The 26271-nt window shown below is 69.7% G+C and carries 26 protein-coding genes and 2 tRNA genes; 23 read left to right on the top strand and 5 right to left on the bottom strand.

Annotated elements, in window-relative coordinates; all coding sequences use genetic code 11:
* Position 1: 1 nt before the first annotated feature.
* The 10 genes from hemW to leuA all read left to right on the top strand — a co-directional run bounded on the left by hemW (position 2) and on the right by leuA (position 10348).
* Entirely contained in the window at positions 2-1219 is a 1218-nt protein-coding gene (hemW, locus tag KZC50_RS11570; RefSeq protein WP_310891775.1) for a radical SAM family heme chaperone HemW, read from the top strand.
* An 83-nt stretch (positions 1220-1302) separates the two neighbouring features.
* A complete protein-coding gene (hrcA, locus tag KZC50_RS11565) occupies positions 1303-2349 on the top strand; it encodes a heat-inducible transcriptional repressor HrcA (RefSeq protein WP_310891774.1) in 1047 nt (348 codons plus the stop codon).
* Positions 2350-2394: 45 nt separating this feature from the next.
* A complete protein-coding gene (dnaJ, locus tag KZC50_RS11560) occupies positions 2395-3498 on the top strand; it encodes a molecular chaperone DnaJ (protein ID WP_310891773.1) in 1104 nt (367 codons plus the stop codon).
* A 1-nt stretch (position 3499) separates the two neighbouring features.
* Complete coding sequence (locus KZC50_RS11555; protein WP_310891772.1) at positions 3500-4231, top strand: 16S rRNA (uracil(1498)-N(3))-methyltransferase; 732 nt, start codon at positions 3500-3502, stop codon at positions 4229-4231.
* Between the two features lie 41 nt (positions 4232-4272).
* Positions 4273-4620, top strand: coding sequence for an HIT domain-containing protein (locus tag KZC50_RS11550; RefSeq protein ID WP_301135221.1), 348 nt, complete (start codon positions 4273-4275; stop codon positions 4618-4620).
* 40 nt (positions 4621-4660) lie between these two features.
* Positions 4661-5689 (top strand): PhoH family protein, encoded by a 1029-nt coding sequence (locus tag KZC50_RS11545; RefSeq protein WP_310891920.1) that lies wholly within the window; start codon positions 4661-4663, stop codon positions 5687-5689.
* On the top strand, positions 5686-6156 hold the full coding sequence (gene ybeY, locus KZC50_RS11540; RefSeq protein ID WP_053548625.1) for an rRNA maturation RNase YbeY: 471 nt from the start codon (positions 5686-5688) through the stop codon (positions 6154-6156). Before KZC50_RS11545 ends, ybeY begins: the two co-directional genes overlap by 4 nt.
* Positions 6153-7517: a hemolysin family protein gene (locus KZC50_RS11535; RefSeq protein WP_053548626.1), complete on the top strand. Its 1365-nt coding sequence runs from the start codon at positions 6153-6155 to the stop codon at positions 7515-7517. Before ybeY ends, KZC50_RS11535 begins: the two co-directional genes overlap by 4 nt.
* A gap of 1 nt (position 7518) precedes the next feature.
* Positions 7519-8418 carry a GTPase Era gene (era, locus tag KZC50_RS11530; protein ID WP_053548627.1) on the top strand — a complete coding sequence of 300 codons (900 nt, stop codon included), beginning with the start codon at positions 7519-7521 and terminating at the stop codon, positions 8416-8418.
* Between the two features lie 169 nt (positions 8419-8587).
* The gene (gene leuA / locus KZC50_RS11525) at positions 8588-10348 is read left to right on the top strand and encodes a 2-isopropylmalate synthase (RefSeq protein WP_310891771.1); all 1761 of its coding nucleotides are present in this window, start codon (positions 8588-8590) and stop codon (positions 10346-10348) included.
* Between the two features lie 36 nt (positions 10349-10384).
* On the opposite strand, the gene KZC50_RS11520 is transcribed toward leuA, so the two are convergent.
* Positions 10385-11071 (bottom strand): trimeric intracellular cation channel family protein, encoded by a 687-nt coding sequence (locus KZC50_RS11520; protein WP_310891770.1) that lies wholly within the window; start codon positions 11069-11071, stop codon positions 10385-10387.
* 36 nt (positions 11072-11107) lie between these two features.
* On the opposite strand from KZC50_RS11520, the gene recO reads away from it, so the two are divergent.
* From recO to KZC50_RS11470, 10 genes are all read left to right on the top strand, one after another.
* Positions 11108-11845: a DNA repair protein RecO gene (recO, locus tag KZC50_RS11515; RefSeq protein WP_236968995.1), complete on the top strand. Its 738-nt coding sequence runs from the start codon at positions 11108-11110 to the stop codon at positions 11843-11845.
* Positions 11842-12654, top strand: a complete 813-nt coding sequence (locus KZC50_RS11510) for an isoprenyl transferase (protein WP_301135226.1) — start codon at positions 11842-11844, stop codon at positions 12652-12654. Before recO ends, KZC50_RS11510 begins: the two co-directional genes overlap by 4 nt.
* Positions 12655-12709: 55 nt before the next feature.
* Entirely contained in the window at positions 12710-12835 is a 126-nt protein-coding gene (locus KZC50_RS11505) for a hypothetical protein (RefSeq protein ID WP_310891769.1), read from the top strand.
* 123 nt (positions 12836-12958) lie between these two features.
* Positions 12959-13285, top strand: coding sequence for a YrhK family protein (locus KZC50_RS11500; protein WP_310891768.1), 327 nt, complete (start codon positions 12959-12961; stop codon positions 13283-13285).
* A gap of 29 nt (positions 13286-13314) precedes the next feature.
* Positions 13315-13995 carry a DsbA family oxidoreductase gene (locus KZC50_RS11495; protein WP_310891767.1) on the top strand — a complete coding sequence of 227 codons (681 nt, stop codon included), beginning with the start codon at positions 13315-13317 and terminating at the stop codon, positions 13993-13995.
* Positions 13996-14050: 55 nt separating this feature from the next.
* Positions 14051-15220 carry a tRNA dihydrouridine synthase DusB gene (gene dusB, locus KZC50_RS11490; protein WP_343823934.1) on the top strand — a complete coding sequence of 390 codons (1170 nt, stop codon included), beginning with the start codon at positions 14051-14053 and terminating at the stop codon, positions 15218-15220.
* Positions 15213-16550 carry a deoxyguanosinetriphosphate triphosphohydrolase gene (locus tag KZC50_RS11485; RefSeq protein WP_310891765.1) on the top strand — a complete coding sequence of 446 codons (1338 nt, stop codon included), beginning with the start codon at positions 15213-15215 and terminating at the stop codon, positions 16548-16550. The genes dusB and KZC50_RS11485 overlap by 8 nt, the downstream gene beginning before the upstream one ends.
* Entirely contained in the window at positions 16550-18403 is a 1854-nt protein-coding gene (dnaG, locus tag KZC50_RS11480; protein ID WP_310891764.1) for a DNA primase, read from the top strand. The genes KZC50_RS11485 and dnaG overlap by 1 nt, the downstream gene beginning before the upstream one ends.
* A gap of 43 nt (positions 18404-18446) precedes the next feature.
* A complete protein-coding gene (locus KZC50_RS11475; RefSeq protein WP_053548634.1) occupies positions 18447-19235 on the top strand; it encodes an ATP-binding cassette domain-containing protein in 789 nt (262 codons plus the stop codon).
* Between the two features lie 61 nt (positions 19236-19296).
* Positions 19297-19369, top strand: a tRNA-Asn gene (locus tag KZC50_RS11470).
* A gap of 72 nt (positions 19370-19441) precedes the next feature.
* On the opposite strand, the gene def is transcribed toward KZC50_RS11470, so the two are convergent.
* Positions 19442-20008: a peptide deformylase gene (gene def / locus KZC50_RS11465; protein ID WP_310891763.1), complete on the bottom strand. Its 567-nt coding sequence runs from the start codon at positions 20006-20008 to the stop codon at positions 19442-19444.
* Positions 20009-20050: 42 nt separating this feature from the next.
* Between def and KZC50_RS11460 the strand changes: the two genes are divergently transcribed.
* Entirely contained in the window at positions 20051-21127 is a 1077-nt protein-coding gene (locus KZC50_RS11460) for a DMT family transporter (RefSeq protein WP_310891762.1), read from the top strand.
* A 4-nt stretch (positions 21128-21131) separates the two neighbouring features.
* Here the strand turns inward: KZC50_RS11460 and KZC50_RS11455 are convergent.
* Both KZC50_RS11455 and KZC50_RS11450 read right to left on the bottom strand, forming a co-directional pair.
* Positions 21132-21205 (bottom strand) — tRNA-Ile (locus KZC50_RS11455).
* Between the two features lie 14 nt (positions 21206-21219).
* Positions 21220-23226 carry a DUF262 domain-containing protein gene (locus KZC50_RS11450; protein ID WP_310891761.1) on the bottom strand — a complete coding sequence of 669 codons (2007 nt, stop codon included), beginning with the start codon at positions 23224-23226 and terminating at the stop codon, positions 21220-21222.
* A gap of 161 nt (positions 23227-23387) precedes the next feature.
* Here KZC50_RS11450 and KZC50_RS11445 point away from each other — a divergent pair, with 161 nt between their 5' ends.
* Complete coding sequence (locus tag KZC50_RS11445) at positions 23388-24161, top strand: hypothetical protein (protein ID WP_053548636.1); 774 nt, start codon at positions 23388-23390, stop codon at positions 24159-24161.
* Between the two features lie 147 nt (positions 24162-24308).
* On the top strand, positions 24309-24812 hold the full coding sequence (locus tag KZC50_RS11440; protein ID WP_301135254.1) for a DUF3145 domain-containing protein: 504 nt from the start codon (positions 24309-24311) through the stop codon (positions 24810-24812).
* Positions 24813-24997: 185 nt separating this feature from the next.
* Here KZC50_RS11440 and KZC50_RS11435 read toward each other — a convergent pair whose 3' ends face one another.
* Positions 24998-26236, bottom strand: coding sequence for a beta-ketoacyl-[acyl-carrier-protein] synthase family protein (locus tag KZC50_RS11435; protein WP_301135243.1), 1239 nt, complete (start codon positions 26234-26236; stop codon positions 24998-25000).
* Positions 26237-26271 lie beyond the last annotated feature (35 nt).

Raw genomic sequence — 26271 nt, 5'->3', positions numbered from 1 at the left:
CGTGGGGGCTGCGCTTCCGCTCGGTGACCCGATTCCCGCGGCGGGTCCTCTCGGGGAGGACTCGACGTGGTCGGCGGACGCGCCGTTCAGCGTGTACCTGCACGTTCCGTTCTGCCGCGTCCGTTGCGGCTACTGCGACTTCAACACCTACACCGCACAGGAACTGCACGGCGCGTCCCAGGACGCGTACGCCGAGACCGTCCGGCGGGAGATCACCCTCTCTGCTGCGCAGCTCGCCGCGCGCGGTCCGTTGCGCCCCGCGACGACGGTGTTCCTCGGGGGCGGAACCCCGACCCTTCTTCCCGCAGGCGACCTCGGGCGGATGCTCCACGGCGTCGCCGAGGAGTTCGGTATCGCCCCTGACGCCGAGGTGACCGTGGAGGCCAATCCCGACACGGTCGTCGACGGCACCGCCGAGGCGCTGGCGGCGGCCGGAGTGACCCGGATGTCCGTCGGCATGCAGTCGGCGGTCCCGCACGTGCTGGCGAGCCTCGATCGCACACACCGCCCCGAGAACGTCCGCTCCGCGGTGAACTCCGCGCGGGCGGCGGGTCTGCAGGTGAGCGTCGACGTGATCTACGGCGCGCCGGGCGAGGCGCTGGAGGATTGGCGGCGCTCGCTCGACGCCGCCCTCGCACTGGAGCCCGATCACATCTCCGCGTACGCCCTCATCGTCGAGGACGGGACGAAGCTCGCCCGACAGATCCGCCGCGGCGAGGTCGTTCCGCCCGACGACGATCTGCAGGCGGACATGTACGAGCTGGCCGACGCACTCCTCGGTGAGGCCGGATACGACTGGTACGAGGTGTCGAACTGGGCACGCACCCCCGACAGCCGCTCACGCCACAATCTCGCGTACTGGGAGGGTGCCGACTGGTGGGGCTACGGCCCCGGCGCGCACAGCCACATCGCGGGTACCCGGTTCTGGAATGTGCGGCACCCGGCGGCGTACGCCGCGCGCCTCGCCGCGGGGGAGTCGCCGGCGGCGGGACGCGAGACGCCGGACGCGACAGCGCGCCGATGGGAGGAGGTGCTCCTCCGCACCCGCATCCGCGAGGGGCTTCCCGTCGAGCGTCTGTCGGCGTCCGGACGACGTGCTCTCGCCGCTCTGATCGCCGACGGACTGGTCGACGGCGCGGCAGCGGTCCACGGTCGGGTGGTGCTGACGCTGCGCGGACGTCTCCTCGGCGACACGGTGGCCCGCGCACTGACCTCCTGAGCGCCTCCCGACCCGACCCGGGGCCATCGAGTAGAATTGGCACTCGATTCCGGTGAGTGCCAACGATCGTCCGAGGAGGTGGCATGGTCAGCGAGCGGGGCCTCCAAGTGCTGCGCGCCATCGTTCAGGACTACGTCGACACGCGTGAGCCCGTGGGCAGCAAGGCGATCGTCGATCGGCACGCCTTCGGTGTGTCCGCCGCGACGATCCGAAACGACATGGCCCAGCTCGAGGACGAGGAGCTCATCGCGGCTCCGCACACCTCATCCGGCAGGGTTCCCACCGACAAGGGTTACCGCGTTTTCGTCGACCATCTGGCGGAGCTCCGCCCGTTGAGCACCGCGCAGCGCAGCGCCATCGCCTCCTTCCTGGAGGGGTCGAGCGACCTGGACGACGTCCTCACGCGCACGGTGCGCGCCCTGACCAGCCTCACGGGACAGGTCGCGATCGTGCAGTATCCCTCGTTCGCCCGGGCACGCGTCACCCATGTGGAGCTCGTGCAGCTCGGCGGCGGACGGATGCTGGTCATCGTCGTCACCGACACCGGACGGGTGTCGCAGCGCGTCGCCTTCGTGCGCGACGAGTTCGACGACAGCGATCTCGGCCGGATCCGGGCGGAGCTGGGAACCCTCCTCGTCGGCAGGCCCGTGCGGGAGGGACTCGAGCGCATCGCCGAGCGGATAGCCACACCGGACGAACCCACGGTCCCGCGGGAGAAGGCCACGATCGTCATCGCGAAGGCCGTGGCCGAGGAGCTCGAACACTTCCGGCAGGACCGCCTCGTGATGGCCGGCAGCGCGAACCTCGCCCGCAGTGAAGCGGATTTCCGCGGCAGCATCTACCCGCTCCTCGAAGCGATCGAAGAGCAGGTGACGATCCTCCGGCTGATGGGCGAGATGGTCGCGGACGATCAGGGCCTCGCCGCGAGCATCGGGCGCGAGAACGAACCGTTCGGCCTCGGCGAGGCATCCGTCCTGGCCAGCGACTACGACGTGACCGGTGCGCGTACCCGTGCGCGCGTCGGTCTCCTCGGTCCGATGCGGATGGATTACCCGACCAATCTCGCGGCGGTGCGGGCCGTGGCCCGATACCTCACGCGGATCCTCGAAGAAGACGAGAGCGGCCGCTGACGCCGCTCACCCGACCCCGCGTTCCGCGCGGGCAGAAAGGCCACCGTGACTGACCACTACGAGGTCCTCGGCGTCGCGCGCGACGCCAGTCCGGATGAGATCAAGAAGGCGTACCGGCGCCTGGCCCGCCAGTTGCACCCGGATGTCAATCCGGGAGACGACGCGGCCGAGCGCTTCAAGCTCGTCACCCACGCGTACGACGTGCTGAGCGACCCCGATCAGCGTGCCCGGTACGACATGGGCGGCGACGGCGGTGGACTCGGCGGTGCCGGGTTCGGCGGCTTCGGTGACATCTTCGAGACCTTCTTCGGCGGCGGCGGCACCCGCGCGGGGCGTCCGCGGTCGCGTCGGGAGCGCGGCCAGGACGCCCTCGTGAAGGTCTCCCTCGAACTCGGCGACGTCGTCTTCGGCGTGCACCGCGACATCGAGGTCGACACCGCCGTCGCGTGCGAGACCTGCGAGGGCTCGTGCTGCCAGCCGGGCACCGCACCGGTGACATGCGACATCTGCCACGGATCGGGGCACGTCCAGCGCCAGGTCCGCAGCCTGCTCGGGAACGTCGTCACGAGCCAGCCCTGCTCGGTCTGCCAGGGATACGGCACGACCATCCCGTACCCGTGCGCCACCTGCCAGGGACAGGGACGGGTCCGTTCCCGCCGAACGGTCTCCCTCGACATCCCCGCCGGCGTCGAGACCGGTCTCCGCCTCCAGCTTCCGGGCTCGGGAGAGGTGGGGCCCGCCGGCGGCCCGAACGGCGACCTGTACATCGAGATCTCCGTCGCCCCGCACGACGCGTTCAGCCGCGAGGGGGACGATCTGCTCGCCACCCTCGAGGTGTCGATGCCCGACGCGATCCTCGGGACGACCACCACCATCACGTCGTTGGACGGCCCGGTCGATCTCGAGATCCGTCCCGGCGTGCAGGCGGGAGACGTCCTGACCATCAAGGGACGCGGCATCACGCCGTTGCGCGGTTCTCAGCGCGGCGATCTGCGCGTGGGAGTCCACGTCGTGACCCCCACCCGACTCGACGCGAAGGAACGTGCGCTGATCGAGGAGTTCGCCCGACGCACGAAGGCGCCCTCCCCTCGGCTCTCCGAGTTCCATCAGGGGCTGTTCGCGAAGCTCCGCGATCGGTTCCGCCACTGAGATGGCTCTGCATTTCGTGACGGATGCCGTCTCCGACGCCGCCGTCGGCGACGACCTCGTCCTCACCGGTACCGAGGCGCACCACGCCGCGACGGTGCGCCGGGTGAGGGCGGGGGAGTCCGTGACGATCGGGGACGGCCAGGGCGTCTGGGCAGAGGGCACCTGCACGGAGGTCGGGCCCGGGCGCGTGGTGGTCGAGGTCACCGCGCGCCGCGAGGTTCCCGCTCCCCGCCCGCGCGTGGTGCTGGTCCAGGCGCTCGCGAAGGGCGATCGGGACGAGCTCGCCGTTCAGGCGTCGACGGAACTCGGCGTCGATGAGATCGTCCCGTGGCAGGCGGAGCGCAGCGTGTCTCGGTGGGATGCGGCCAAGGCGGTCAAGGGTCGTGCGCGCTGGACGACGATCGTCCGGGAGGCGGCCAAGCAGGCGCACCGGGCCTGGATCCCCGCCGTCGCGCCCCTCGCGACCACGCGCGAGGTCGCGTCCGCGTTCGCCGGGGCTCACCTCGTCGTCCTCGACCCCGACGGGTCGGAGCGCGTGAGCGAGCTCCGCTTCGCCGACGACGAGGACGTGGTCCTGATCGTCGGGCCCGAAGGCGGCATCTCGGACGGTGAGCTCCGCACGTTCTCCGACGCGGGGGCGACGGTCGCGCGCCTCGGCGACACGGTGCTGCGCACCTCCACCGCGGGGCCTGCGGCGCTCGCGGTCCTGAGCGCGTCGCTCGAGCGCTGGTGACGCCGCCGGTCCTCGCAACCCGCGCGGATAGACTGGCCGCTATGGCCGAGTCGTCGATCTTCACCCGCATCCTCCGCGGAGACATCCCCGCGGAGATCCTCGCCGAGACGGAGAACGTCTTCGCCATCCGCGACATCGCGCCGCAGGCGCCCCTGCACCTCCTGGTGATCCCCAAGTCGGAGGAGTACCGCAACGTCGTGGAGCTCGCGGCCGGTGCACCCGACATCCTGGCCGAGATGATCGGCCTCGCGTCTTCGCTCGCCGCGGAACACGGCGAGGGCGATTTCCGACTGGTCTTCAACACCGGCGCCGGCGCCGGTCAGACGGTCTTCCATGTGCACGCACACGTCCTGGCCGGTGGGCTGGGGGAGAAGAGTCTCGGTGGCTGACGACACCTCGACAGAACGCATCTACGCCGACGGGGTGGCGATGGTCCAGCTCCTCGGCCCGCAGGATCGACTGCTCCGTGTGGTCGAGCGGGAGCACCCGGGTGTGGACGTACTCGTCCGCGGGAACGAGATCACCCTCTCGGGGGCGACCGACGACGTCGCGGCGGCGCGGCGGCTCGTGCACGAGCTGCTCGAGATGACGCGAGCGGGGCACGACCTCGCTCCCTCCGACGTCTCCTCATCCAACCGGATCCTCCGCAGCGACGGCGGCCCCCGCCCGTCCGAGGTGCTCGGAGAGGCGATCCTCTCCTCGCGGGGCAAGGTGATCAGGCCGAAGACGGCGGGGCAGAAGGCGTACGTCGACGCGATCGAGGATCACACGATCGTGTTCGGCATCGGTCCGGCCGGTACCGGGAAGACCTACCTCGCCATGGCGAAGGCGGTGCAGGCCCTGCAGCGCAAGGAGGTCAACCGGATCATCCTCACGCGCCCTGCCGTCGAGGCGGGGGAGCGGTTGGGCTTCCTCCCCGGGACGCTCACCGACAAGATCGATCCCTATCTGCGCCCGCTCTACGACGCCCTCAACGAGATGATGGATCCGGAGCTGGTCCCCAAGCTCATGGCGACCGGCACGATCGAGGTCGCGCCGCTTGCGTACATGCGCGGACGCACCCTCAACGACTCCTTCGTCGTCCTGGACGAAGCGCAGAACACGACGCCGGAACAGATGAAGATGTTCCTCACGCGACTGGGGTTCGGGACCCGGATGGTCGTCACCGGCGACGTCACCCAGGTCGACCTCCCGCAGGGGGCGTCCGGACTCCGCCTGGTGACCCGCGTGCTGTCGGACATCGATGACATCCACTTCGCCCATCTGACGTCGGAGGATGTCGTCCGGCACACGCTGGTCGGACGCATCGTCGACGCGTACAGCGCCTACGACGAGAAGCGATTGGCGGCTCGACGCGAGCGCGATGAGGCGAGCGAGTTCGCCAACCGCGCCGACCGACGCGGAGGACCGCGCGGCGCAGGCCCGCGCGACCGTCAGGGCAAGAGGGGGCGTTCATGACGATCGAGATCAGCAACGAGTCGGGGATCGACGTCGACGAGACCGTGCTCCTCCGCCTCACGGAGCACAACCTGTCGGAACTGCGCGTGAGTCCGGACGCGGATGTCGCCATCCTCCTGGTCGACGAGGGCGCGATGGAATCGCTCCACGTCCAGTGGATGGACGAGCCGGGGCCGACCGACGTCCTGAGCTTCCCCATGGACGAGCTCCGCCCGGGGACCGAGGACATGCCCACGCCTCCCGGACTCCTCGGCGACATCGTGCTGTGCCCGCAGGTCGCGGAGGCGCAGGCGGTCGCGGCCCGGCACTCGACCGCCGACGAGCTGATCCTGCTCACCACCCACGGCCTGCTCCACCTCCTCGGCTTCGACCATGCCGAGCCGGAGGAGGAACGGGAGATGTTCGGCCTCCAGCGCGAGCTCATCGCGAGCTTCCACGCGGCCGAACGCCGTCGGCCTCGCACATGACCGAAGCGCTCCTGCTCGTCGGGGCCGCCCTTCTGCTCGGTTTCGGCTTCCTGATGGTGGCCCTCGACGCCGCCCTCGGCGTGACTTCCCGCGCCGACCTGGCGGAGCTCGGCTCGGACGGCCGCAATGCCGTGTCTCTGCGGCGCATCGCGGTCGACCCCGAAGCCCACACCAACGCCGTCATCTTCATCCGAGTGCTGGCAGAGACCACCGCGGCCGTCCTGGTGACGGTGGCCCTCACCCTGCTGTTCGACAACATCTGGTGGGCCATGCTCGCCGCGGCCGTGCTCATGACGGGGATCTCCTACATCGTCGTGGGCGCGAGCCCCCGCAGCGTGGGTCGGCAGCACGCCCGCGGTCTGCTCCGCGCCGCGGCGCCCGTCGTCCGCGGCGTCCGCGTCCTCCTCGGTCCCCTCGCACACGGCCTCGCCGCCATCGGCACACGTGTCGCTCCCGGACGCGCACGGACAGGGTCCTTCGCATCGGAGGAACAGCTGCTGAGCATCATCGACGAGGCCGCGGAGAACGACCTGATCGAGGAGGACGACCGCGAGCTCATCCACTCGGTGTTCGATTTCACAGAGACGTACGTGCGCGCCGTCATGGTGCCGCGCACCGACATGGTGACGGTGGATGCCGCGGCGTCGACGCGCGAGGCCATGGCCATCTTCCTCGACAAGGGCGTCTCGCGGGTGCCGATCGTCGACGACGAGGCCGACGACGTGATCGGGGTCCTCTACCTGAAGGATCTCGTGCAGTTCGGCTTCCGTGACGAGGTCGGCTGGCGCGATGCACCCGCCGCCCGCGTGGCGCGCCCGGCGGTGTTCGTCCCCGAGTCGATGCGCGCCGAGACCCTCCTCCAGCAGATGAAGCGCGATGCCGTGCACGTGTGCCTCGTGGTCGACGAGTACGGGGGCGTCTCGGGCCTGGTCACTCTGGAGGATCTGATCGAAGAGCTCGTGGGCGAGATCGCCGACGAATACGACCCGAGGGCGGACGAGATCGAGGAGATCGGGCCCGGCCACTACCGCGTCAGTGCCCGCCTCGGCGTCGACGAGGTCGGCGACCTCTTCGGGATCGACATCGAGGACGAAGACGTCGATTCCATCGGCGGCCTGCTCGGCAAGGCTCTCGGGCGTGTTCCGCAAGCCGGCGCCACCGCCGAATACGCCGGCCTCGTCATGATCGGCGGTGCCTCGCGCGGCCGCGGGCGCGGGATCGCGACCGTCTTCGTCGAACGCGCGCCGTCGCCGGTCGACGAGAACGTGGGGGAGCGGCATCCGCGAACCGGAGAACTGCGCACGGTGGGCACCGGAGGTGCGGAGACCCGCAGCGACGACCCCCGCGAAGGGAAGAACTGAGATGACCACTGACACGTTCCGTTCGGGATTCGTGACCTTCGTCGGGCGACCGAACGTCGGCAAATCGACGCTGACCAACGCCCTCGTCGGCGAGAAGGTCGCGATCATCAGCGACAAGCCGCAGACGACGCGTCGGGCGATCCGCGGCATCGTCACCCGACCGGACGGTCAGCTCGTGATCGTCGACACGCCGGGTCTCCACAAGCCCCGCACGCTCCTCGGGCAGCGCCTGAACGACCTCGTCGAGTCGGTGCTCGGGGACGTCGACGTCATCGGATTCTGCGTGCCGGCCACCGAGAAGGTCGGGCCCGGCGATCGTCGCATCGCGGAGTCCCTGTCGGGATATCCCCGGGCGCGCAAGGTCGCGATCGTCACCAAGACGGACGCGGCGTCGCGCGAGCAGATCACCGATCGCCTGGTCGAAGTGGATGCCCTCCGCGAGGACTGGGATGCCGTCATCCCGCTGTCCTCCCTCACGCGCGACCAGCTGGACGTGCTCGCCGACGAGCTTCTGGCCATGATGCCGACCGGGCCCGCGCTGTACCCCGAGGACGTCGTCACCGATGAATCCCGCGAGGATCGCATCGCGGAGATCATCCGGGAATCGGCCCTCGACGGCGTCCGGGACGAGCTGCCCCACTCGATCGCTGTCACCATCGAGGACATCGCGCGCCGCGAGACCGGCGACATGACAGACATCCACGCCAACGTGATCGTCGAGCGGGACAGCCAGAAGGCGATCATCATCGGACACAAGGGCTCGCGCCTCCGCGACGTCGGCGCGCGCGCCCGTGCCCAGATCGAGCCGCTGGTTGGGACGCGTGTTTTCCTGAAGCTGCATGTGCGGGTCGCGAAAGACTGGCAACGCGATCCCAAGCAGCTCGGGCGCCTCGGATTCTGAGCCGGGGTCCTGCTACCATCGACGCATGCGCTTCGGCGGGCTTCTCCTTCTTAGTCGCCGCGACGAGTCCTCGTTCTAGGACCCTCCTCGTCGCGGAGCTTGTCGTCGGTCCGCACCCATCGGCATCCAGCCGGCCCCCTCTCGGGCCCACGATCTGAAGCGACGAATCATGGAAAACACCCAGCGCCCCTCGGGCATGCCCATCCACAAGTACCGCCCGTTCCACGAGCAGATCCGGGTGGAGCTGCCCGATCGCACGTGGCCCGACCGCCGGATCACGGCCGCCCCGCGGTGGTGCGCGGTCGATCTCCGCGACGGCAACCAGGCGCTCATCGACCCGATGAGCCCGGAGCGCAAGCGGATCATGTTCGATCTGCTCGTCGGCATGGGCTACAAGGAGATCGAGGTCGGCTTCCCGTCGGCGAGCCAGACGGACTTCGATTTCGTCCGTCACCTCATCGAAGACGATGCGATCCCCGGTGACGTCACCATCCAGGTCCTCACCCAGGCCCGCGAGCACCTGATCGAGCGCACGTACGAGGCGATCGCGGGCGCGAAGCAGGCGATCGTCCACCTTTACAACTCGACGAGCGTGCTGCAGCGCGAGGTGGTGTTCCGCACCGACAAGCAGGGGATCATCGACATCGCCCTCGAGGGCGCGCGGCTGTGCCGCGAGTTCGAGAAGCGCATCCCCGAGACGAAGGTCTTCTACGAGTACTCCCCGGAGAGCTACACCGGCACCGAGCTGGAGTTCGCGGTCGACGTCTGCAACCAGGTGATCGAGGTCTTCGAGCCCACGCCCGAACGCAAGGTCATCATCAACCTGCCCGCGACCGTGGAGATGGCGACCCCCAACGTGTACGCCGACTCGATCGAGTGGATGAGCCGGCATCTCGCGCACCGCGAGAACGTCATCCTGTCCCTGCATCCGCACAACGACCGCGGCACGGCCATCGCTGCGGCCGAGCTCGGCTACATGGCCGGCGCCGACCGCATCGAGGGGTGCCTGTTCGGCAACGGCGAGCGCACCGGCAACGTCGACCTGGTGGCGCTGGGGATCAACCTGCTGACGCAGGGCGTCGACCCGCAGATCGACTTCAGCGACATCGATCACGTCAAGCGGACCGCGGAGTACTGCAACCAGCTGCCGGTGCCGGAGCGCAGCCCGTGGGCGGGCGATCTGGTGTTCACGGCGTTCAGCGGCTCCCACCAGGATGCGATCAAGAAGGGCTTCGAGGCGATGGAGTCCCGTGCCCAGGCGCAGGGCGTCACGGTCGACGAGATCGAGTGGGCGGTTCCGTATCTGCCCATCGACCCGAAGGACCTCGGCCGCTCCTACGAAGCGGTCATCCGCGTCAACTCCCAGTCCGGCAAGGGCGGCGTGGCGTATCTGCTGAAGAGCGATCACGCCCTGGACCTGCCCCGTCGCCTGCAGATCGAGTTCTCCGGAGTCGTCCAGGCCAAGACGGATGCCGAGGGCGGCGAGGTCACGAGCGAGCAGATCTGGTCGGTCTTCACCGACGAGTACCTGCCCGCCGCGCACGACGACCATCGCTGGGGCCGGTTCGAGCTGCTCTCGACCCGGTCGCAGAGCGACCTGTCCGCGGACGTCGCGCTCGATGTGACCCTCCGGGACGGCGACGAGAGCATCCAGGCGTCCGGCCGGGGCAACGGCCCCGTCGCCGCGTTCCTGGAGATCATCCGCGCCCAGGGATTCGACGTCACGCTCTACGACTACGTGGAGCACGCGCTGAGCTCCGGCGGGGACGCGCAAGCCGCTGCCTACGTCGAGCTCCAGGTCGACGGCGAGCGCCTGTGGGGCGTGGGCATCGACAACGACATCTCGACGGCATCCCTCAAGGCCATCGTCTCCGGCGTGAACCGCGCGATCCGCACCCGGGCCCACGCCGCGGAACTCACCGCCGTCTGACCTTCCCCCTCACCACGAGGGCGGCGGGGCGGGAGGTCAGGACTTGGGGAGGGCGATCGACGAGGTCTCCACCGCCACCTTGCGCCGATAAAGCGCACGCTGCTCGGGAAGCGAGATGTCGAACACCACCGCGAGCACCCGGATGACCGCGGTCACCGCCACTCCCGCGATCGCGGCGACCCCGGCGGCTCCGCCGAGCTCGGTGGTGATGGCCAGGGTGGCGCACCCGGCGGCTGCGGCCACGGCGTAGAGCGATCCGACGTGCATGATCGCCACCGGCAGACCCATGATGATGTCGCGGAGGATGCCGCCGCCCGCGGCCGCGCACACCCCCACGAACACCGCGGGGACCGGCGGGAGACCGAGCGCCAACGCCTTGGTGGTGCCGAAGGCGCCGAACAGGCCGATCACGACGGCGTCGAGACCGACGATCAGCGCGTTCAGGCGTCGGAAGACCCCGGCCAGCAGCATCCCCACGAGCGCGGCGGCCGTCGCGGTGAGCAGATACCAGTTGCTCTGCAGGGTGACCGGCGGAACGTTCAGCAGCAGGTCGCGGATGAGTCCGCCGCCCATGCCCATGACGATGCCGATGATGGCGACGCCGAGGAGGTCCAGGCGTCGCTCGCCGCGGAATCCGGAAGCGAACAGCGCCCCCTGGATGCCGCCGAGTCCGACGGCGAGGAGGTCCGCCCACAGGGGGATCACGAAGATCGGCTCGTCCACGCCTCTATTGTGCGCGGTCGCAGGGATAATCGAGCAGTGCCCACGTATCGCGACGAGGTGGTGATCCTGCGCACCCACAAGCTGGGTGAGGCGGACCGCATCCTCACGCTCCTCTCCCGCCGACACGGCAAGGTCCGCGCCGTGGCCAAGGGGGTGCGACGGACGTCGTCGCGCTTCGGAGCACGGCTGGAGCCGTTCATGGTGGCCGATGTGCAGCTGTACAAGGGGCGCTCGCTCGACATCGTGCAGCAGGCGGAATCCCTCGGGTCCTACGGCGCCGACATCGTCGCCCACTACGACCGCTACACCTCCGCCCACGCGATGGTGGAGGCCGCAGATCGGCTGAGCGAGGCGGACGCCACGACGCAGCAGTACTTCCTCCTCGTCGGCGGGCTTCGCGCTCTCTCCCGCGGCGAGCACGCCTCCCGCGCGATCCTCGACTCCTACCTCCTGCGCGCCATGGCGCTGTCGGGCTGGGCACCGGGGCTCGACGAGTGCGCCCGGTGCGGTGCCCCCGGTCCGCACGACGCCTTCGTCGCGCAGCTCGGCGGCATGGTCTGCGCGGCGTGCGCACCCACCGGGTCCGCGCGCATCGACCGTTCGACGGCCGTGGTGCTCCGCGCCCTCATGTCCGGGGACTGGGATGCCGTCGACACGGCGACCGCGGGTGCGACCAACGCCGCGTCCGGTCTGGTGTCGGCCTACGCGCAGTGGCACCTCGAGCGCGGCATCCGCGCACTGTCCCATGTCTCCTCCCGCGGAACGGTCTCATGACACCCAAGCCCTACACGCATCGCGACGCAGTCCCGTACCGCCCGATCGACTGGACCGGTATCCACCCCCCGGCCTTCCCGAAGAAGGGGGTGCCCCAGCACGTGGCCATCGTCATGGACGGCAACGGTCGCTGGGCGAACCGGCGCGGTCTCACGCGCGTCGAGGGCCACCGCGCCGGTGAAGCGGCCCTCCTGGATGTCGTGGCGGGAGCGATCCAGGCGGGGGTACGCCATCTCTCGGTCTACGCCTTCTCGACCGAGAACTGGTCGCGCTCGCCCGACGAGGTCCGCTTCCTGATGGGATTCAACCGCGACGTCCTGCACCGGCGCCGCGATCAGCTGAACGAGTGGGGCGTCCGTGTGCGCTGGGCGGGGCGCACGCCACGCCTGTGGGGCTCGGTCATCAAGGAGCTCCGATACGCGGAGGAACTCACCCGCGACAACTCCACGCTGACGTTGACGATGTGCGTGAACTACGGCGGGCGCATCGAACTCGTCGACGCGATGCGCTCCATCGCCGACGACGTCGCAGCGGGGCGCCTGCGTCCCTCCGCCGTGAGCGAGAAGCTCATCGCACGCCGGCTCTACCTGCCGGACATGCCCGATGTCGACCTCTTCGTCCGCTCCAGCGGGGAGCAGCGCACCTCGAACTTCCTCCTGTGGGAGTCCGCCTACGCGGAGTTCGTCTTCCTCGACACGCTGTGGCCGGACTTCTCCCGCACCGATCTCTGGCGCGCGATCGAGCTATACCTTGACCGGGATCGACGCTTCGGCGGTGCGGTCGACACGCCCGAGCCGCCGGCTCTGTGAGCGCGTCGGAGCGCGAGACGCCGTAGGATCCCCTCGCACGCGACGGACCCGGCGGGTGCGCCGCGAGGCCTGGGGCTTCGCCGTCGGTTCGCTCTTCTTCGCGGTGGGCGCCCTTCCCGGTTACGCCCAGGCCGTCGGAGCGACCTGGGGCGCCCTCACCTTCGTCATCGGCTCGCGCTGAGCGGGCGGCGCCCGCCGGAGAACGCCCTGGGGGGCGGCCGCCGCGGACTGGTGGTCGGCGGCGACGCAGTTCGTCGGCACGATCCTGTTCATTATCAGCACCGCCGCGGTCCTCCTCGCCGCGGTGACCGGAAGCGACACCCCCGCCGCGGGCTGGCGTCCCGACGCCGGAGGCTCGATCCTGTTCCTCGTCTCCAGCGCCCTGGCCCTGGTCGCGGCAGCACGGCGGCACGAGCTGTGGGATCCGCTCGCCCGCACGTGGCACGGGACCTGGCTGAACGCCGCCGGCTCCGTGTTCTTCGCGGTGTCGGCGGTCGGCGCTTTCGTTGTGCCGTCGACGCAGACACTCCTGGATGCGGCCGCGGCGAACGCGGGCACACTCGCCGGAGCGTCGTGCTTTCTCGTGGCCGCGCTCCTGTCCCGGCGCGCGATTCCCTCCGGCAAGGAATAGACGGACGCGTTCCCGATGTTCGGTCGAGGGTGACGGAACCCATCAGAATCGACGTGTGGAGCGACATCGCCTGCCCGTGGTGCTACATCGGCAAGCGCAACCTCGAGACGGGGATCGCTCAGGTCGCGGAGGACGGCGACGCGCCCGAGGTGCAGGTCGTCTTCCATTCGTACGAGCTGTCGCCCGACACCCCCGAGGACTTCGACGGGGGTGAGGTCCAGTATCTGACCGCCCACCGCGGCGTGTCCGAGGAGCAGGCCCAGCAGATGCTCGACCGCGTCGGCGCGATGGCGGCCGACGCCGGCCTCGAGTACCGCTTCGACATCCTCCGCCACACCAACACCCTCAAGGCCCACGAGCTGCTCCACTTCGCACGGGAGCAGGGTCGACAGGCTGATGTCGCCGAGCGTCTCATGGCGGCGTACTTCACCGAGGGCCGTCATCTCGGACGCATCGAGGAACTCTCGACCCTCGCGGGGGAGGCGGGCCTCGACTCTTCGGCCGCGGCGGAGGCGCTGCGATCGGGACGGTTCGCCCCGGCCGTCGCCGCCGACAAGGCCCAAGCGGTCGCGTACGGCATCACCGCCGTCCCCTTCTTCGTCATCGACGAGAAGTACGGAGTGGCGGGCGCGCAGCCCGCGGACGGGTTCGCCCAGATCCTCCGTCGGGTGCGGGACGAGCGATCCGACGAGGTCGTCGCACCCGCGTGAGCGCGTTCGCACGGCGTCGCGGGCCGGTGACGCGACCCTCTGCCGACCTGGGAGAATGGGGCCCGTGAGTATTGCGACCGCGCCGCCGAGTACGTTGCGCATCGGGCCGATCGCCCTGGATGCGCCCGTCGTCCTCGCCCCGATGGCGGGGATCACCAACACCGCGTTCCGACGCCTCTGTCGCGAGTACGGCGTGGGTCTGTACGTGAGCGAGATGATCACCTCGCGCGCCCTCGTCGAGCGCAACGCCACGACGATGCGACTGATCACCCACCACGAGTCCGAGACCCCGCGCTCGATCCAGCTCTACGGCGTGGACCCCGGAACCGTCGAGGCCGCCGTCCGGCTGCTCGTCGAGGAGGACCGCGCCGACCACATCGATCTGAACTTCGGATGCCCCGTCCCCAAGGTGACGCGCAAGGGCGGGGGAGCGGCGCTCCCGTGGAAGCTCGGTCTGTTCCGTGAGATCGTCGAGCGCGCGGTGCGCGCGGCGGGTTCCGTCCCCCTCACGGTGAAGATGCGCAAGGGGATCGATCCCGACCATCTCACCTACCTGGAGGCCGGCCGCATCGCCGAGGGCGCCGGGGTCTCGTCGATCGCGCTCCACGCCCGCACGGCCTCGGAGTTCTATTCAGGCCATGCCGACTGGGCCGCGATCGGGGAGCTGAAATCCACGGTCACCTCGGTCCCCGTCCTCGGGAACGGCGACATCTGGTCCGCCGAGGACGCCGTGCGGATGATGGCGGAGACCGGGTGCGACGGCGTGGTGGTCGGGCGCGGATGCCTCGGTCGGCCGTGGCTCTTCGGTGATCTCGCCCGGGCCCTCGGAGCACCGGATGCCGGTGCCCCCGTCGACGCGGATCTGCGCTTCGTCGCCGCGGCGTTCCGCCGACACGCCGAGCTCCTCACGGAGTTCTTCGAGGACGAGCAGCGCGGATGCCGCGACATCCGCAAGCACGTCGCGTGGTACTTCAAGGGCTATCCGGTCGGCGGCGACGTCCGCGCGCGGCTGGCGACGGTCTCCTCGCTCGACGAGATCGACGAGCTTCTGGCCCTGCTCGATCTGGACGCGCCCTACCCGGGGGCGGCCGCCGAGGGCCAGCGGGGCCGCGCGGGAACCCCCAAGCGCCCTGCTCTCCCCGACGGCTGGCTGGACTCCCGTGAGCTCACCGGTGCCGCCTCCACCGCGCTCGCCGAGGCCGAGACGGATCACAGCGGTGGGTGACGCGCAGGCGGGTGCGGTCGCCGGGCTGCCGACCGGCTACGTCGCCGCCGACGCCGAGCGCTTCCATCCCGAGCAGCATCGGTCGCAGCGGGACGGATTCGCCCGTGACCGCGCGCGCGTGCTGCATTCGGCGGCCCTGCGCCGGCTCGCCGCGAAGACGCAGGTGCTGAGTCCCGCGAGTCCGGTCGATTTCGCGCGCAACCGCCTCACCCATTCGCTCGAAGTCGCCCAGGTCGGCCGTGAGCTGGCCACCGCGTTGCACCTGTCGCCTGACGTCGTGGACACCGCGTGCCTCAGTCACGACCTCGGCCACCCGCCGTTCGGACACAACGGCGAACGCGCCCTGAACGACTGGGCGGAGCCGTTCGGCGGGTTCGAGGGGAATGCGCAGACGCTGCGCATCCTGACCCGTCTGGAGCCCAAGGTCATCGCCGAGGACGGTCGGAGCCACGGCCTGAACCTCACCCGGGCGAGCCTGGACGCCGCGTGCAAGTATCCCTGGACCGTGGACCAACCGCTCCCGGACCCCGGTGGCCGGCTCAAGTTCGGGGTCTACCCCGAAGACGAAGCGGTGTTCCGCTGGATGCGGGAGGGCGCACCGGGGCGCGTCCGCTGCATCGAAGCGGAAGTGATGGATCTCTCGGATGACATCGCCTACTCGGTGCACGATTTCGAGGACGCCATCGTCAACGGCTACCTCGACCCCGCACGGCTGGCCGACCCCGGCGAGCACGACGCGCTGCTCACGGCGGTACAGACCTGGGTCGGCTACGACTTCGCCCGCGACGAACTCGAGGACGCCCTGTTCCGTCTCATGCGGCTACCCGAGTGGGTGCAGGAGTTCGACGGCACGCGGGCGTCGTCCGCACGGCTGAAGAACCTCACCTCCGATCTGATCGGTCGGTTCGCGCGGGCCGCGACCGCCGCGACGCGGGCCGCGGCACCCGAGCACGAGCTCACCCGCTACCGCGCGCACGTCGTCGTCCCCCGTGTCGTGGAGGCCGAGATGGCCGTCCTCAAGGGCATCATCGGGGCTTTCGTGGTGTCGATCGACGGCCGCAAGGAGCTGTACAGGGAACAGCGGCGTCTCCTGAAGCGCCTGGCGAGCGCGTTGTGGGACTCGCCCGGCGAACTCGACGCGGTGCATCGCGAGGATTTCGCCGCCGCGGAGACGGATGACGCACGCCGGCGCGTGATCGTCGATCAGGTGGCGAGCCTCACCGATCAGCTCGCGATCGCCTGGCACGCCCGGCTCATCGGCGAGGTCGACCCGGCATCCGTGGGGCTCTGGTCCCCTCACATGACGGCGCCGCCCGACGGGAGGCGGTGATGGCGGGCCGCATCCGGCAGGCGGATGTCGAGGAGGTCAAGGCGCGCACCGACATCGCCGACATCATCGGAGAGCGCGTCGCCCTGCGCCCCGCAGGCGTCGGATCCATGAAGGGCCTGTGCCCCTTCCACGACGAGCGCAGTCCGAGCTTCAACGTCCGACCGCAGGCGGGGTTCTACCACTGCTTCGGATGCGGCGAATCCGGCGACGTGTACTCCTTCCTCCGCCGCATGGACCACCTGTCCTTCTCGGAGGCCGTCGAGAAGCTCGCCGGCCGCATCGGCTACACCCTGCACTACGAGGACGGGGGAGCGGCCCCGGACACCACGGGACGCACGCGGCTCTACGCCGCGAACGCGGCGGCGGCGGAGTACTTCCGCGGGCAGCTCTCCTCCGGAGAGGCGGAGATCGCTCGACGGTTCCTGGGTGAACGCGGCTTCGATGCCGGCGCGGCGGCGCACTTCGGCGTGGGCTACGCGCCGCGCGGCTGGTCCGGTGTCCTCACCGCCCTCCGGGAGAAGGGCTTCCGCGATGATGAGCTGTCGGCGGCGGGCCTCGTCTCCCAGGGACAACGCGGCGTGTACGACCGGTTCCGCGGTCGCGTCGTCTGGCCGATCCGTGATGTCACCGGGCAGGTCATCGGGTTCGGCGCCCGCCGGCTCCACGAGGACGACAACGGACCGAAGTACCTCAACACCCCCGAGACCGCCGTGTACCGCAAGGCGAACGTCCTGTACGGATTGGATCTCGCGAAGCGCGACATCTCGCGCGAGCACCGCGTGGTGGTCGTCGAGGGCTACACCGACGTGATGGCCTGTCACCTCGCCGGAATCACCACCGCCATCGCCACGTGCGGCACCGCTTTCGGCGCCGACCACATCTCGGTGCTCCGCCGCGTGATGGGTGACGACTCCGCGGCGGGCGAAGTGATCTTCACCTTCGACCCGGATGCCGCAGGCCAGAAGGCCGCCCTCCGCGCGTTCGCCGACGCGAAGCGGTTCAACGCCCAGACGTATGTCGCCACCGGACCCGAGGGCCTCGACCCCTGCGACCTCCGGCTGCAGCGGGGCGACGGAGCGGTGCGCGCTATGGTGACGACCAAGGCGCCGATGGTCGAGTTCGTCATCGGTCAGCGCATCGCGGGCTTCGACCTCGCCTCCGTCGAGGGTCGGGTGGGCGCACTGCGTGTGGCCGCACCCGTCGTCGCCGAACTCCGGGACCCGCTCCTCCAGCCGGAGTACGTTCGCGTCCTCGCCCGACGCCTCGGGATGGACACCGAGGACGTGCGCCGCGAAGTGACGCGCGCGGGCCGATCCTCGGGAGATTCTCCCCGGACGGATGCCGCACCCACCGGAGCCCCGGAAGGGGCCGCCGATTCCCTGCGGCCGACCCTGGCGACGCTGCCCCGCACCCGCGATGTGGCGATGGAACGGGACGCGCTGATGGGGGTCCTCCAGTTCGGTCACCGCATGGACGGTGACATCGTCGCGCGCGCGATCGGCCTCCCGTTCCGGCATCCGGGGCTCGACGCCGTTCGCCAGGCCGTGGCGGGGGTCGATGACCTCTCCCGCCCGGGGTGGGCGGCCGACGCGATCGGGAACGTCCGCGAGCCCTTCCGGGGGCTCGGTGCCGAGCTCCTCGCGGCGAACTTCCCCGCGCAGAACGACGACGAGGCGGTGGCGTCGGCCACGGACCTGAGCAGACGCCTGGTCATGCGCGCGCTGGAAGCGGAGAAGCACGAGCTGCTCGGCGCGATCCAGCGTGTCGCGCCCGACTCCGACGGCGGGCGCAGCATCCGCATCAGACTCCGGGAGATCGACGCCGAGCGGGAGCGCATGCTCGCCGAGGAGTGACGGCGTCTTTGGCCGGTCGCTCGGGCTCGGGCATGATGGCACGATGGCCCGACCCCGCGAGACCGACACGGCGATCCGCTGTTCCGACCTGTCCGTCGCGCGATCGTCCCGGGGGGTGCCTTCTCAGCGGGTCGTGGACGGGGTCTCCTTCGTCCTCCCGCGTGCGTCAGCACTGACGGTGATGGGTCCTACGGGATCCGGGAAGTCGAGCCTCGCCACCGCGCTCTCGGGCATCGAGACGGCAGGGTTGTCCATCGACGGCGGGGATGCGGAGGTCGAGGGCATCTCGGTGCGACGCCCCGGACGTTCGCGACGGGTGCTGACCTATGTCGCCGCTCATCTGCCTCAGGCCGCTGGTGCTCGCCTTCCCGCCCGTCTCACGGTCTCGGAGGTGATCGGTGAGCCGATCACCTCCCGGGATCGCCGCGTGAACCAGCGTGCCCTCGCCGTTCGGGTGGCGGCGCTGCTGGACGAACTCATGCTGCCGCTCGGCGCCGCGGCGAAGTACCCGTACGAACTCAGCGCCGGGATGCGGCAGCGGGTCGCCTTCGCCCGCGCCCTGGTGCTGCAGCCGAAGGTGCTCATCGCCGACGAGCCCTTTGCGAACCTCGACGTCGAGGTTCGACGGGCGGCGAAGGATGCGATCCTCGACCGCCAGAAGGCGTACGGTCTCTCGGCGGTCATCGTCTCCAACGACGCCGATGTGATCGAGGATCTCGACACGGACGTCCTCGTCCTTCGGGGCGGGCACACCGTCGCGTACGGTCACGGATCCGACGGACTCCTCTGGACCCCGGACGAAGGCGACACGCCGAGCCCGGTTTCAACCTGAGTTCACGAGCACCCTCCGTGTGTTGCTAAGATGGTGGGGTTGCCTGCTCCGGCGGGCATATTCCTCGGTAGCTCAATTGGCAGAGCAATCGGCTGTTAACCGATAGGTTCTTGGTTCGAGTCCAAGCCGGGGAGCGAGAATCCCGCGTTCATCTGACGCGGCTCTCACCGAAAGCCCGGGCTTCCACCCCGGGCTTTCCTCGTTTCTCAGGCGTCGAGGTCGTCGACCCCGGGCATCCACGACTTCCCGGGCCGGCCCCACCCCCGCTTGCGCGCGATCTTCGCCACGATCCGCGCGTCGCCGTCATCGAGCCGATCGACGTACAGGACGCCGTTGAGGTGATCGAACTCGTGCTGGAGGATGCGGGCGCGCCACCCGTCGACCTCTATGCGCACGGGAGCCCCGTCGAGGTCCGTTCCCGTGACGACGGCCCGGTCCGAACGCCGCAGCGGGAAGCGCTCGCCCGGGAACGACAGGCATCCTTCGGACTCGTCGTCGGGATCCGGATGCCCCGGCTCGGGAGGTGTCATCCACAGCTCGGGATTGATGAGGACGCCGCGCCACGGATGCCCGTCGTCGTCCTCGTACGAGTAGGTGAAGATCCGCAGACCCACCCCGACCTGCGGCGCCGCCAGCCCCACGCCGGGAGCGGCATCCATCGTCTCGAACATGTCCGCCACGAGCGTCCGGATGTCGGCGTCGACGGTGTCGACGGGCACGGCGGGAGCGTGGAGGACGGGATCACCCATGATGCGAATCGGCAGAACGGCCACGCCTTGAGCCTACCCAGCGGGGTGCGCGGCTAATGTCGTTACGTGATCTGGACCGCGAACGAACTCGAAGAGTACGGCGAGACCCTCGTCGGGGCGTTCCAGAATCCCGGCATCCTGATCGGCATCCCGCTGGCGCTGCTCGGTGCCGTCTTCATGTCGTTCGGAGCGCAGTACCAGCACCGCGGTGTCACCAAGGTCGAACAGCTCAGCGGCACCGCCGCGCGCCAGGGGCTGTCCGGTTCACATGTCGCGAAGCTGCTGGCACGGCCGTCGTGGGTGCTCGGCACGGTGATGCTCGGCCTCGCCATCGCCTGCCAGCTCGCCGCCCTGTCCTTCGCCCCCCTGATCGTGGTCCAACCGCTCGGCGCGATCGCTCTGGTCATCACGACCCTGCTGAACGCGCAGATCAGCGGTCATCGACCGACCAGACGCTCACTCGTGGCGATCGCCGCGTGCGTCGGCGGCATCTTCGTCTTCGTCACGATCGCCGCGCTCTTCGCCACGGAGAAGCCCGTGAGCGACGGGCAGGTGATCACGATCCTCGTGATCATGGCCGTGGTCACCGTCGTCTTCGCCGGTCTCTGGGTGTGGCTGCGTGCCCGTATCGGGGCGCTGTTCTACATCATGGCCGCGGGGATCATCTACGGCTTCGTCGCAACACTCGCCAAGACCGTCATCACCCGGCTCCAGGCCGGCAACATCGAGTGGCTGACCTTCGCGGCCCTTGCCGCGCTCCTCATCGGCACCGCCGTGGGCGCGTACTTCGTGCAGACCGCCTACTCGTCGGGGCCGCCGGATCTCGTCATCGCCGGGCTCACCGTGATCGATCCGATCGTCGCGGTCCTGATCGGCTTGTTCGTGCTGCGTGAGGCCGTGGGCGCGCCCCTGTGGGCGTACGTCGGGTTCGGTGTCGTCGGCGCCGTCGCCGTCTGGGGCGTCTTCCAGCTGGCCCGACACCACCCGCAGATCGTCAGCGATTCGCAGGAACTGCCCATCCCGCGGGGGAGTACGGGGGAACCGGCTCCTTCGACCGGCTCGATCCGGATCGCGGAAGCCGTGTCGAAAGTATGGCCGGAGCCGCCGGTGAAGGATCCGGCGGACGATCCCGACCGGACCTGATCGGTAGGGCGGGTGGGACTTGAACCCACGATCGTCGGGTTATGAGCCCGCTGCCTTGACCAGCTTGGCCACCGCCCCCTGCATCGACGAGCCTACCGCCCGGCGATCTCCTGCATGGCTTCACCGATGTAGGAGTACTTGACGAAGACCTCCGGGGCGATTCCGGCCTCTTCGAGAACGCCCTGTACGGCACCGAGCATGTAGCTGTAGTCCCAACCCATGTAGAGGTGGTGCCCTTCGTCGAGCGAGTCCCAGTCGCCCGTCCACGACGCCTCCGTGTAGACCGGCCCGCCGTTGCGCTCGCTGAACGCGACGACGGCGGGGCGGGCATCGGCCCAGAGTCGTTTGAAGATCCGGTTGAACAGATAGCGGGCGTCCGGCACCTCCCAGTGCTCCCCGCGGTACTCGACATAGGACCATTCCCGCTGCCAGCCGCGCGGCCAGCCGCGACGACGCACGGCGTCGAGGATGGGGGTCAGGCCGTCGTCGTCGATCGGGCCGAGGTCGGGGCGCGCCCAGGTACGTACGACGGCATCCGCGAGGTGCGCCGACCGCGCGGATACCGCCGCCGTGCTCCAGACGGCTGTGTCCGCGATCTCTCGGGTCTGCGGGACCCGGCTGCCGGCGTACGCATCGCGCTTGGCGGGGAAGCCGGCGTCGAACACCGTCGCCGCGCGCTCCTCCTCCAGCAGCGCGAGGTTGCCGAGCGTCTCGGACAGTGCCCGGTGGCTGTTCTGCTCGTCCTCGCTGAGCGCAGCCCACACGCGTCCGTCGCCACCCGTCCAGGCCTCGCCCGGCACGACGGGCGCGATGTGGTCGACGTCGAAACCCTCCGCCGAGTCCAGACCCGCGAGCCGTGCGAGAACGAACGCGGGGTGGGGGAGGGGCGAGAACTTCAGCGCCACGCGGATACGTTCGTCGGACGGGGTGACCCGCGCGATCGCCTCACGGAGGGCATCGTGCCCCTCATCGCGGGCGCGGCAGAGCCGAGGCACGATCCGGTCCATCGAGACGGAGACGACGGCCCGCCGAAAGGACAGCGTCTCGGCGAGCTGCAGGGTGTCGCGGAGCTCGTCATCCGAGGTCGTTCCTCGGCGGTGGTCGTAGAGGGCGCGCAGAAGCAGCGGATGCAGCGCGGAGCCGAACGTCGACAGGCCCGCCAGCCGGGAGGCGAGGGCGGGATCGGCGTGCGTCCGCGGAAAGAGCAACGTGCGGTACAGCTCGGAATACACGCGCCACTCCTCGGCGACCTCACGGAGCGCGTGGATGTCGAGGCGAGGGAACAGCTGGCGGAACACGTCGTAGACCGCGCGCTGACCGGGTGCGATCTCGCGACCCGTGCGCTGGACCAGGTAGTGCCGCCAGAAAGCCGCGATGGCCTCGCCGGTGTTCTCCTCGAGCGGGAGCCAGAAGCCCTCCTCGATCTCGCGCTGCTCCGCGTGCGAGAGACCCATGAGGACGTAGTTGTGGATCAACTCGTGGTCCCGGAGCGGCTCTCCGGTCGAATTGAGGCTCTCGAAGATCTGCTGGGCGTTCGCCCCCGGGCCGAGCGTGATGGCGACGTGCTCCAGCTTCTGCAGCCCCCGCCAGATGCGAGGGGCCTCGGCAAGACTGATCTGGCTGCGGAAGAAGGAGTAGTTGTCGGCGAACCGGGAACCGATCCCGTTCTCGGCCTGCGCGAACACGACGGCTTCGAACTTCTCCGCCCACGCACGATGGGGGCGCAGGCGCGTCCGCGTGGGATACGACGGTGAGACGAGCAGCCGCGTGAGCGAGGCCGCGAGGTCATCGTCGTGACCGCGCACGGTGTGCTGAAGCGCGGCGGCGAGGAGCATCAGCGTCGTCAGCCTCTGCTGACCGTCGATCAGGACCAGGTCCTGGCCCTCCGCGCCGCTCGACGACAGGACCGATCCCAGGAAGTGCATCCGGGAGTCGTCCAGATCCGCCACCGCGCGGATGTCGCTCAAGAGCTGTTCGCACGCGCCGATATCCCAGCGGTACTGCCTCTGATACACGGGGACGACGATCGAGCGTGAACCCGAGGAGAGCCATCCGATGGTGTTGACCGCGGTCGCCTCGACATTGGTGGCTGTCACCATCAGCTGCTTCTCACCCTTTCCACGCCGTCGGCGCCGCTCGGCGCACCCGGACGATTCTACGCGGCACACCCTCCACCCCCGGGGAGGGAAGGCCACCCGGAGTAGGCTTGCCTAAGTTGGGCCTGTAAAAACTTCGCTGGCCCGCTGACGAAAGGCAACCCATGGGTTACATCAAGTCTGCCGCTCTCGAAGAGACCGGCTTCGTCGTCCTCGACAGCTACGATCGCGAGATCGATCCGAAGGAGTGGCTGGAGGTCGAGTATGTGGACTGGAAGTCCTCCGGCGACACCCGCTTCGCCCCGATCGCATCCGCGAAGGGCGAGATCGAGTGCAACGGGTTCTGGAACCACACGCCCCCGCGCACCGACAAGGACGGCGTCTGGATCCCCTCTCAGATGGAGAAGGCGCCCACGCTCACCGAGCGCGCGCAGGAGCCCGGAGCGAACGTCGGACGCTGCCGCATCATCGAGCTCCAGCCCAACTCGTACGCCGATGCGCTCTACAACCTCCACCAGGACGACAACAACCGCCTGAACCCCGACGGGACGGGGTGGGTCGTCCGCGGCTTCTTCAACCTCACCGACGACAAGAACAGCTACTTCGTGCTCCGCGAGAACCGCACGGACCCGAGTATCGAGTACCGCGTGGCACTGCCCGCCGGTGCGCAGCTGATCGTCGACACCCAGCGCCTGTGGCATGCGGTTCACCACGACGGGGACGAGCCCCGCTACTGCCTCATCACGTCGTGGACCTCCGGGCCGGAACTGGACGCGTTCATCGAGAAGTACCACGGCCGGCCGACGACCGAGTACGTCGACGTGCCGCAGGACGTCCTCGACGCCGGTCAGGCCGAGCAGGCGCGACGCGATGCCGCACGCGCGGCGTACTACGCCGCGAAGGGCAAGGCCGAGGTCCAGGCGATGAGCGAAGCCTGATCACCCGCGCGACTCACGTCCGAGGGGCGGGGGAATCACAGGCTTGTGATTCCCCCGCCCCTTGGCGATAATGGCGGGAGAACTGAAGAGCAGCGCCACAATCCGGTCAGGTCGTTGGGGAAGACGCACCTGACGATCGGAGAAATGATGGCGACAGCACAGACGCGCGGAGTGATCTACGTCCACTCCGCGCCGCGGGCGTTGTGCCCGCATTTGGAGTGGGCCGTAGGCCGTGTTTTCGGCCGCCCGCTCTCTTTCGAGTGGGCGGATCAGCCCATCCTGACCGGCAGCCGACGCACGGAGCACTACTGGGAAGGCCCCGCGGGTACGGGGGCGGCCCTCGCGACGGCGATCCGAGGCTGGGAGCACCTGCGGTTCGAAGTGAGCGAAGATCCCTCCCCGCGCAGCGACGGAGGACGCTGGCTCCACACCCCCGGTCTCGGCATCCACTACGCGCAGACGGACTCGGCCGGCAATATCGTGGTGGCGGAGGATCGCATCCGCTACGCCATCGAGGTCGCCGCGGGTGACCCGCGAGAGCTGCAGCGCGAGCTGGACGTCGCCCTGGGCGCAGCGTGGGACGAGGAACTCGAGCCGTTCCGCCACGCCGGAGACGACGCGCCCGTGGTCTGGCTGCACAAGGTCGGCTGAGCCTCGGCGGGCTACGACCCGCCTGAGACCTGCAGCGATCGTCGAGGAAGGGATCGCTGCACGGACGCAGGAGACGAGGCGCGAGTACCGAACCCCGGAGAGGACTCCCGGGGAGTGGGAGAGCGAATCGGCTCCTCAGAGGAAAGGCCCCGCGCATCGCGCGGGGCCTTTCGATCGTCGATCGCTCAGACGGTCGTGAACGCGGCGACGGCGTTGTGGCCGCCGAAACCGAAGGAGTTGCTGATCGCGAGCTGCGGCCCGCTCCCGAGCGACTGCTTCTCGCCCGAGATCCGGAACGGCACCTCCGGGTCCTGCGTCGTGATGTTGATGGTCGGCGGGGCGACGCGATCGCGGATCGCGAGGATCGTGAACATCGCCTCCAGCGCACCGGTCCCGCCGAGGAGATGACCCGTCGACGCCTTCGTCGCCGAGACCGGGATCTCGTCGACACGGTCACCGAGCACGGCTTTCAACGCCTGGTACTCGTTCGGGTCGCCCACCGGCGTGGATGTGGCATGGGCATTGATGTGCGTGATGTCGGCGGGGGAGGCATCGGCCATCGCGAGCGCCATCTCGACAGCGCGAGCCGCACCGTGGCCTTCGGGATCGTTCGCGGTGATGTGGTACGAATCCGCGGTGACGCCACCACCGACGACGGCGGCGTAGATCTTCGCCCCTCGGGCGCGCGCGTGCTCCTCGGTCTCGAGGATGAGCACAGCCGCACCCTCGCCCATGACGAACCCGTCGCGGTCGATGCTCCCCGGGCGGGAAGCGGTCGCCGGGTCGTCGTTGCGCCGCGACAGCGCCTGCATCGAGGCGAACGACGCGATGGTGATCGGGTGGATGGCGGACTCGGTCCCACCGGCGATGACGACGTCGGCGAGCCCTGCGCGCAAGTGCTCGACCGCGTTGACGATGGACTCCGTGCTGGAGGCGCACGCGCTGGCGACGGTGCGTGCGTACGCGCGCGCGCCGAAGTGCAGCGACAGGTTCCCCGCCGCGGCGTTCGGCATCAGCATCGGCACCGTCATCGGCATCACCCGACGCGGCCCCTTCTCGCGCAGCACGTCCCACGCGTCGAGCAGGGTCCACACGCCGCCGATACCCGTCGCGAAGTCCACGCCGAGCCGCTCGGGAGCGACCTCCGGGGACCCGGCATCCTCCCACGCCTCCTGGGCGGCCACCATCGCGAACTGCGACGCGGGGTCCAGGCGCTTGGAGACGGGCCGGGGCAGGACGGTGTCCGGGCGGACTTTCGCCTGCGCGGCGAAGGTCACCGGCAGCTGGTACTTCTCCACCCAGTCGTACTCGAGGGTCCGGGCGCCGCTGGCGCCGTCGAGGAGGGCGTCCCAGCTCTCCTGTGCGGTCGCGCCGATGGGCGACGTCGCGCCGATGCCGGTGACGACGATGCGGGGGGTGCTCATGGGTATGGGAATCCTCACAACGGATCCGGTGGGGG

Source organism: Microbacterium aurantiacum (assembly GCF_031625015.1).
GTDB classification, from domain to species: domain Bacteria; phylum Actinomycetota; class Actinomycetes; order Actinomycetales; family Microbacteriaceae; genus Microbacterium; species Microbacterium aurantiacum.
Note: the sequence above shows the minus strand (reverse complement) of the source record. Positions and strands in the feature narration are given on the sequence as shown.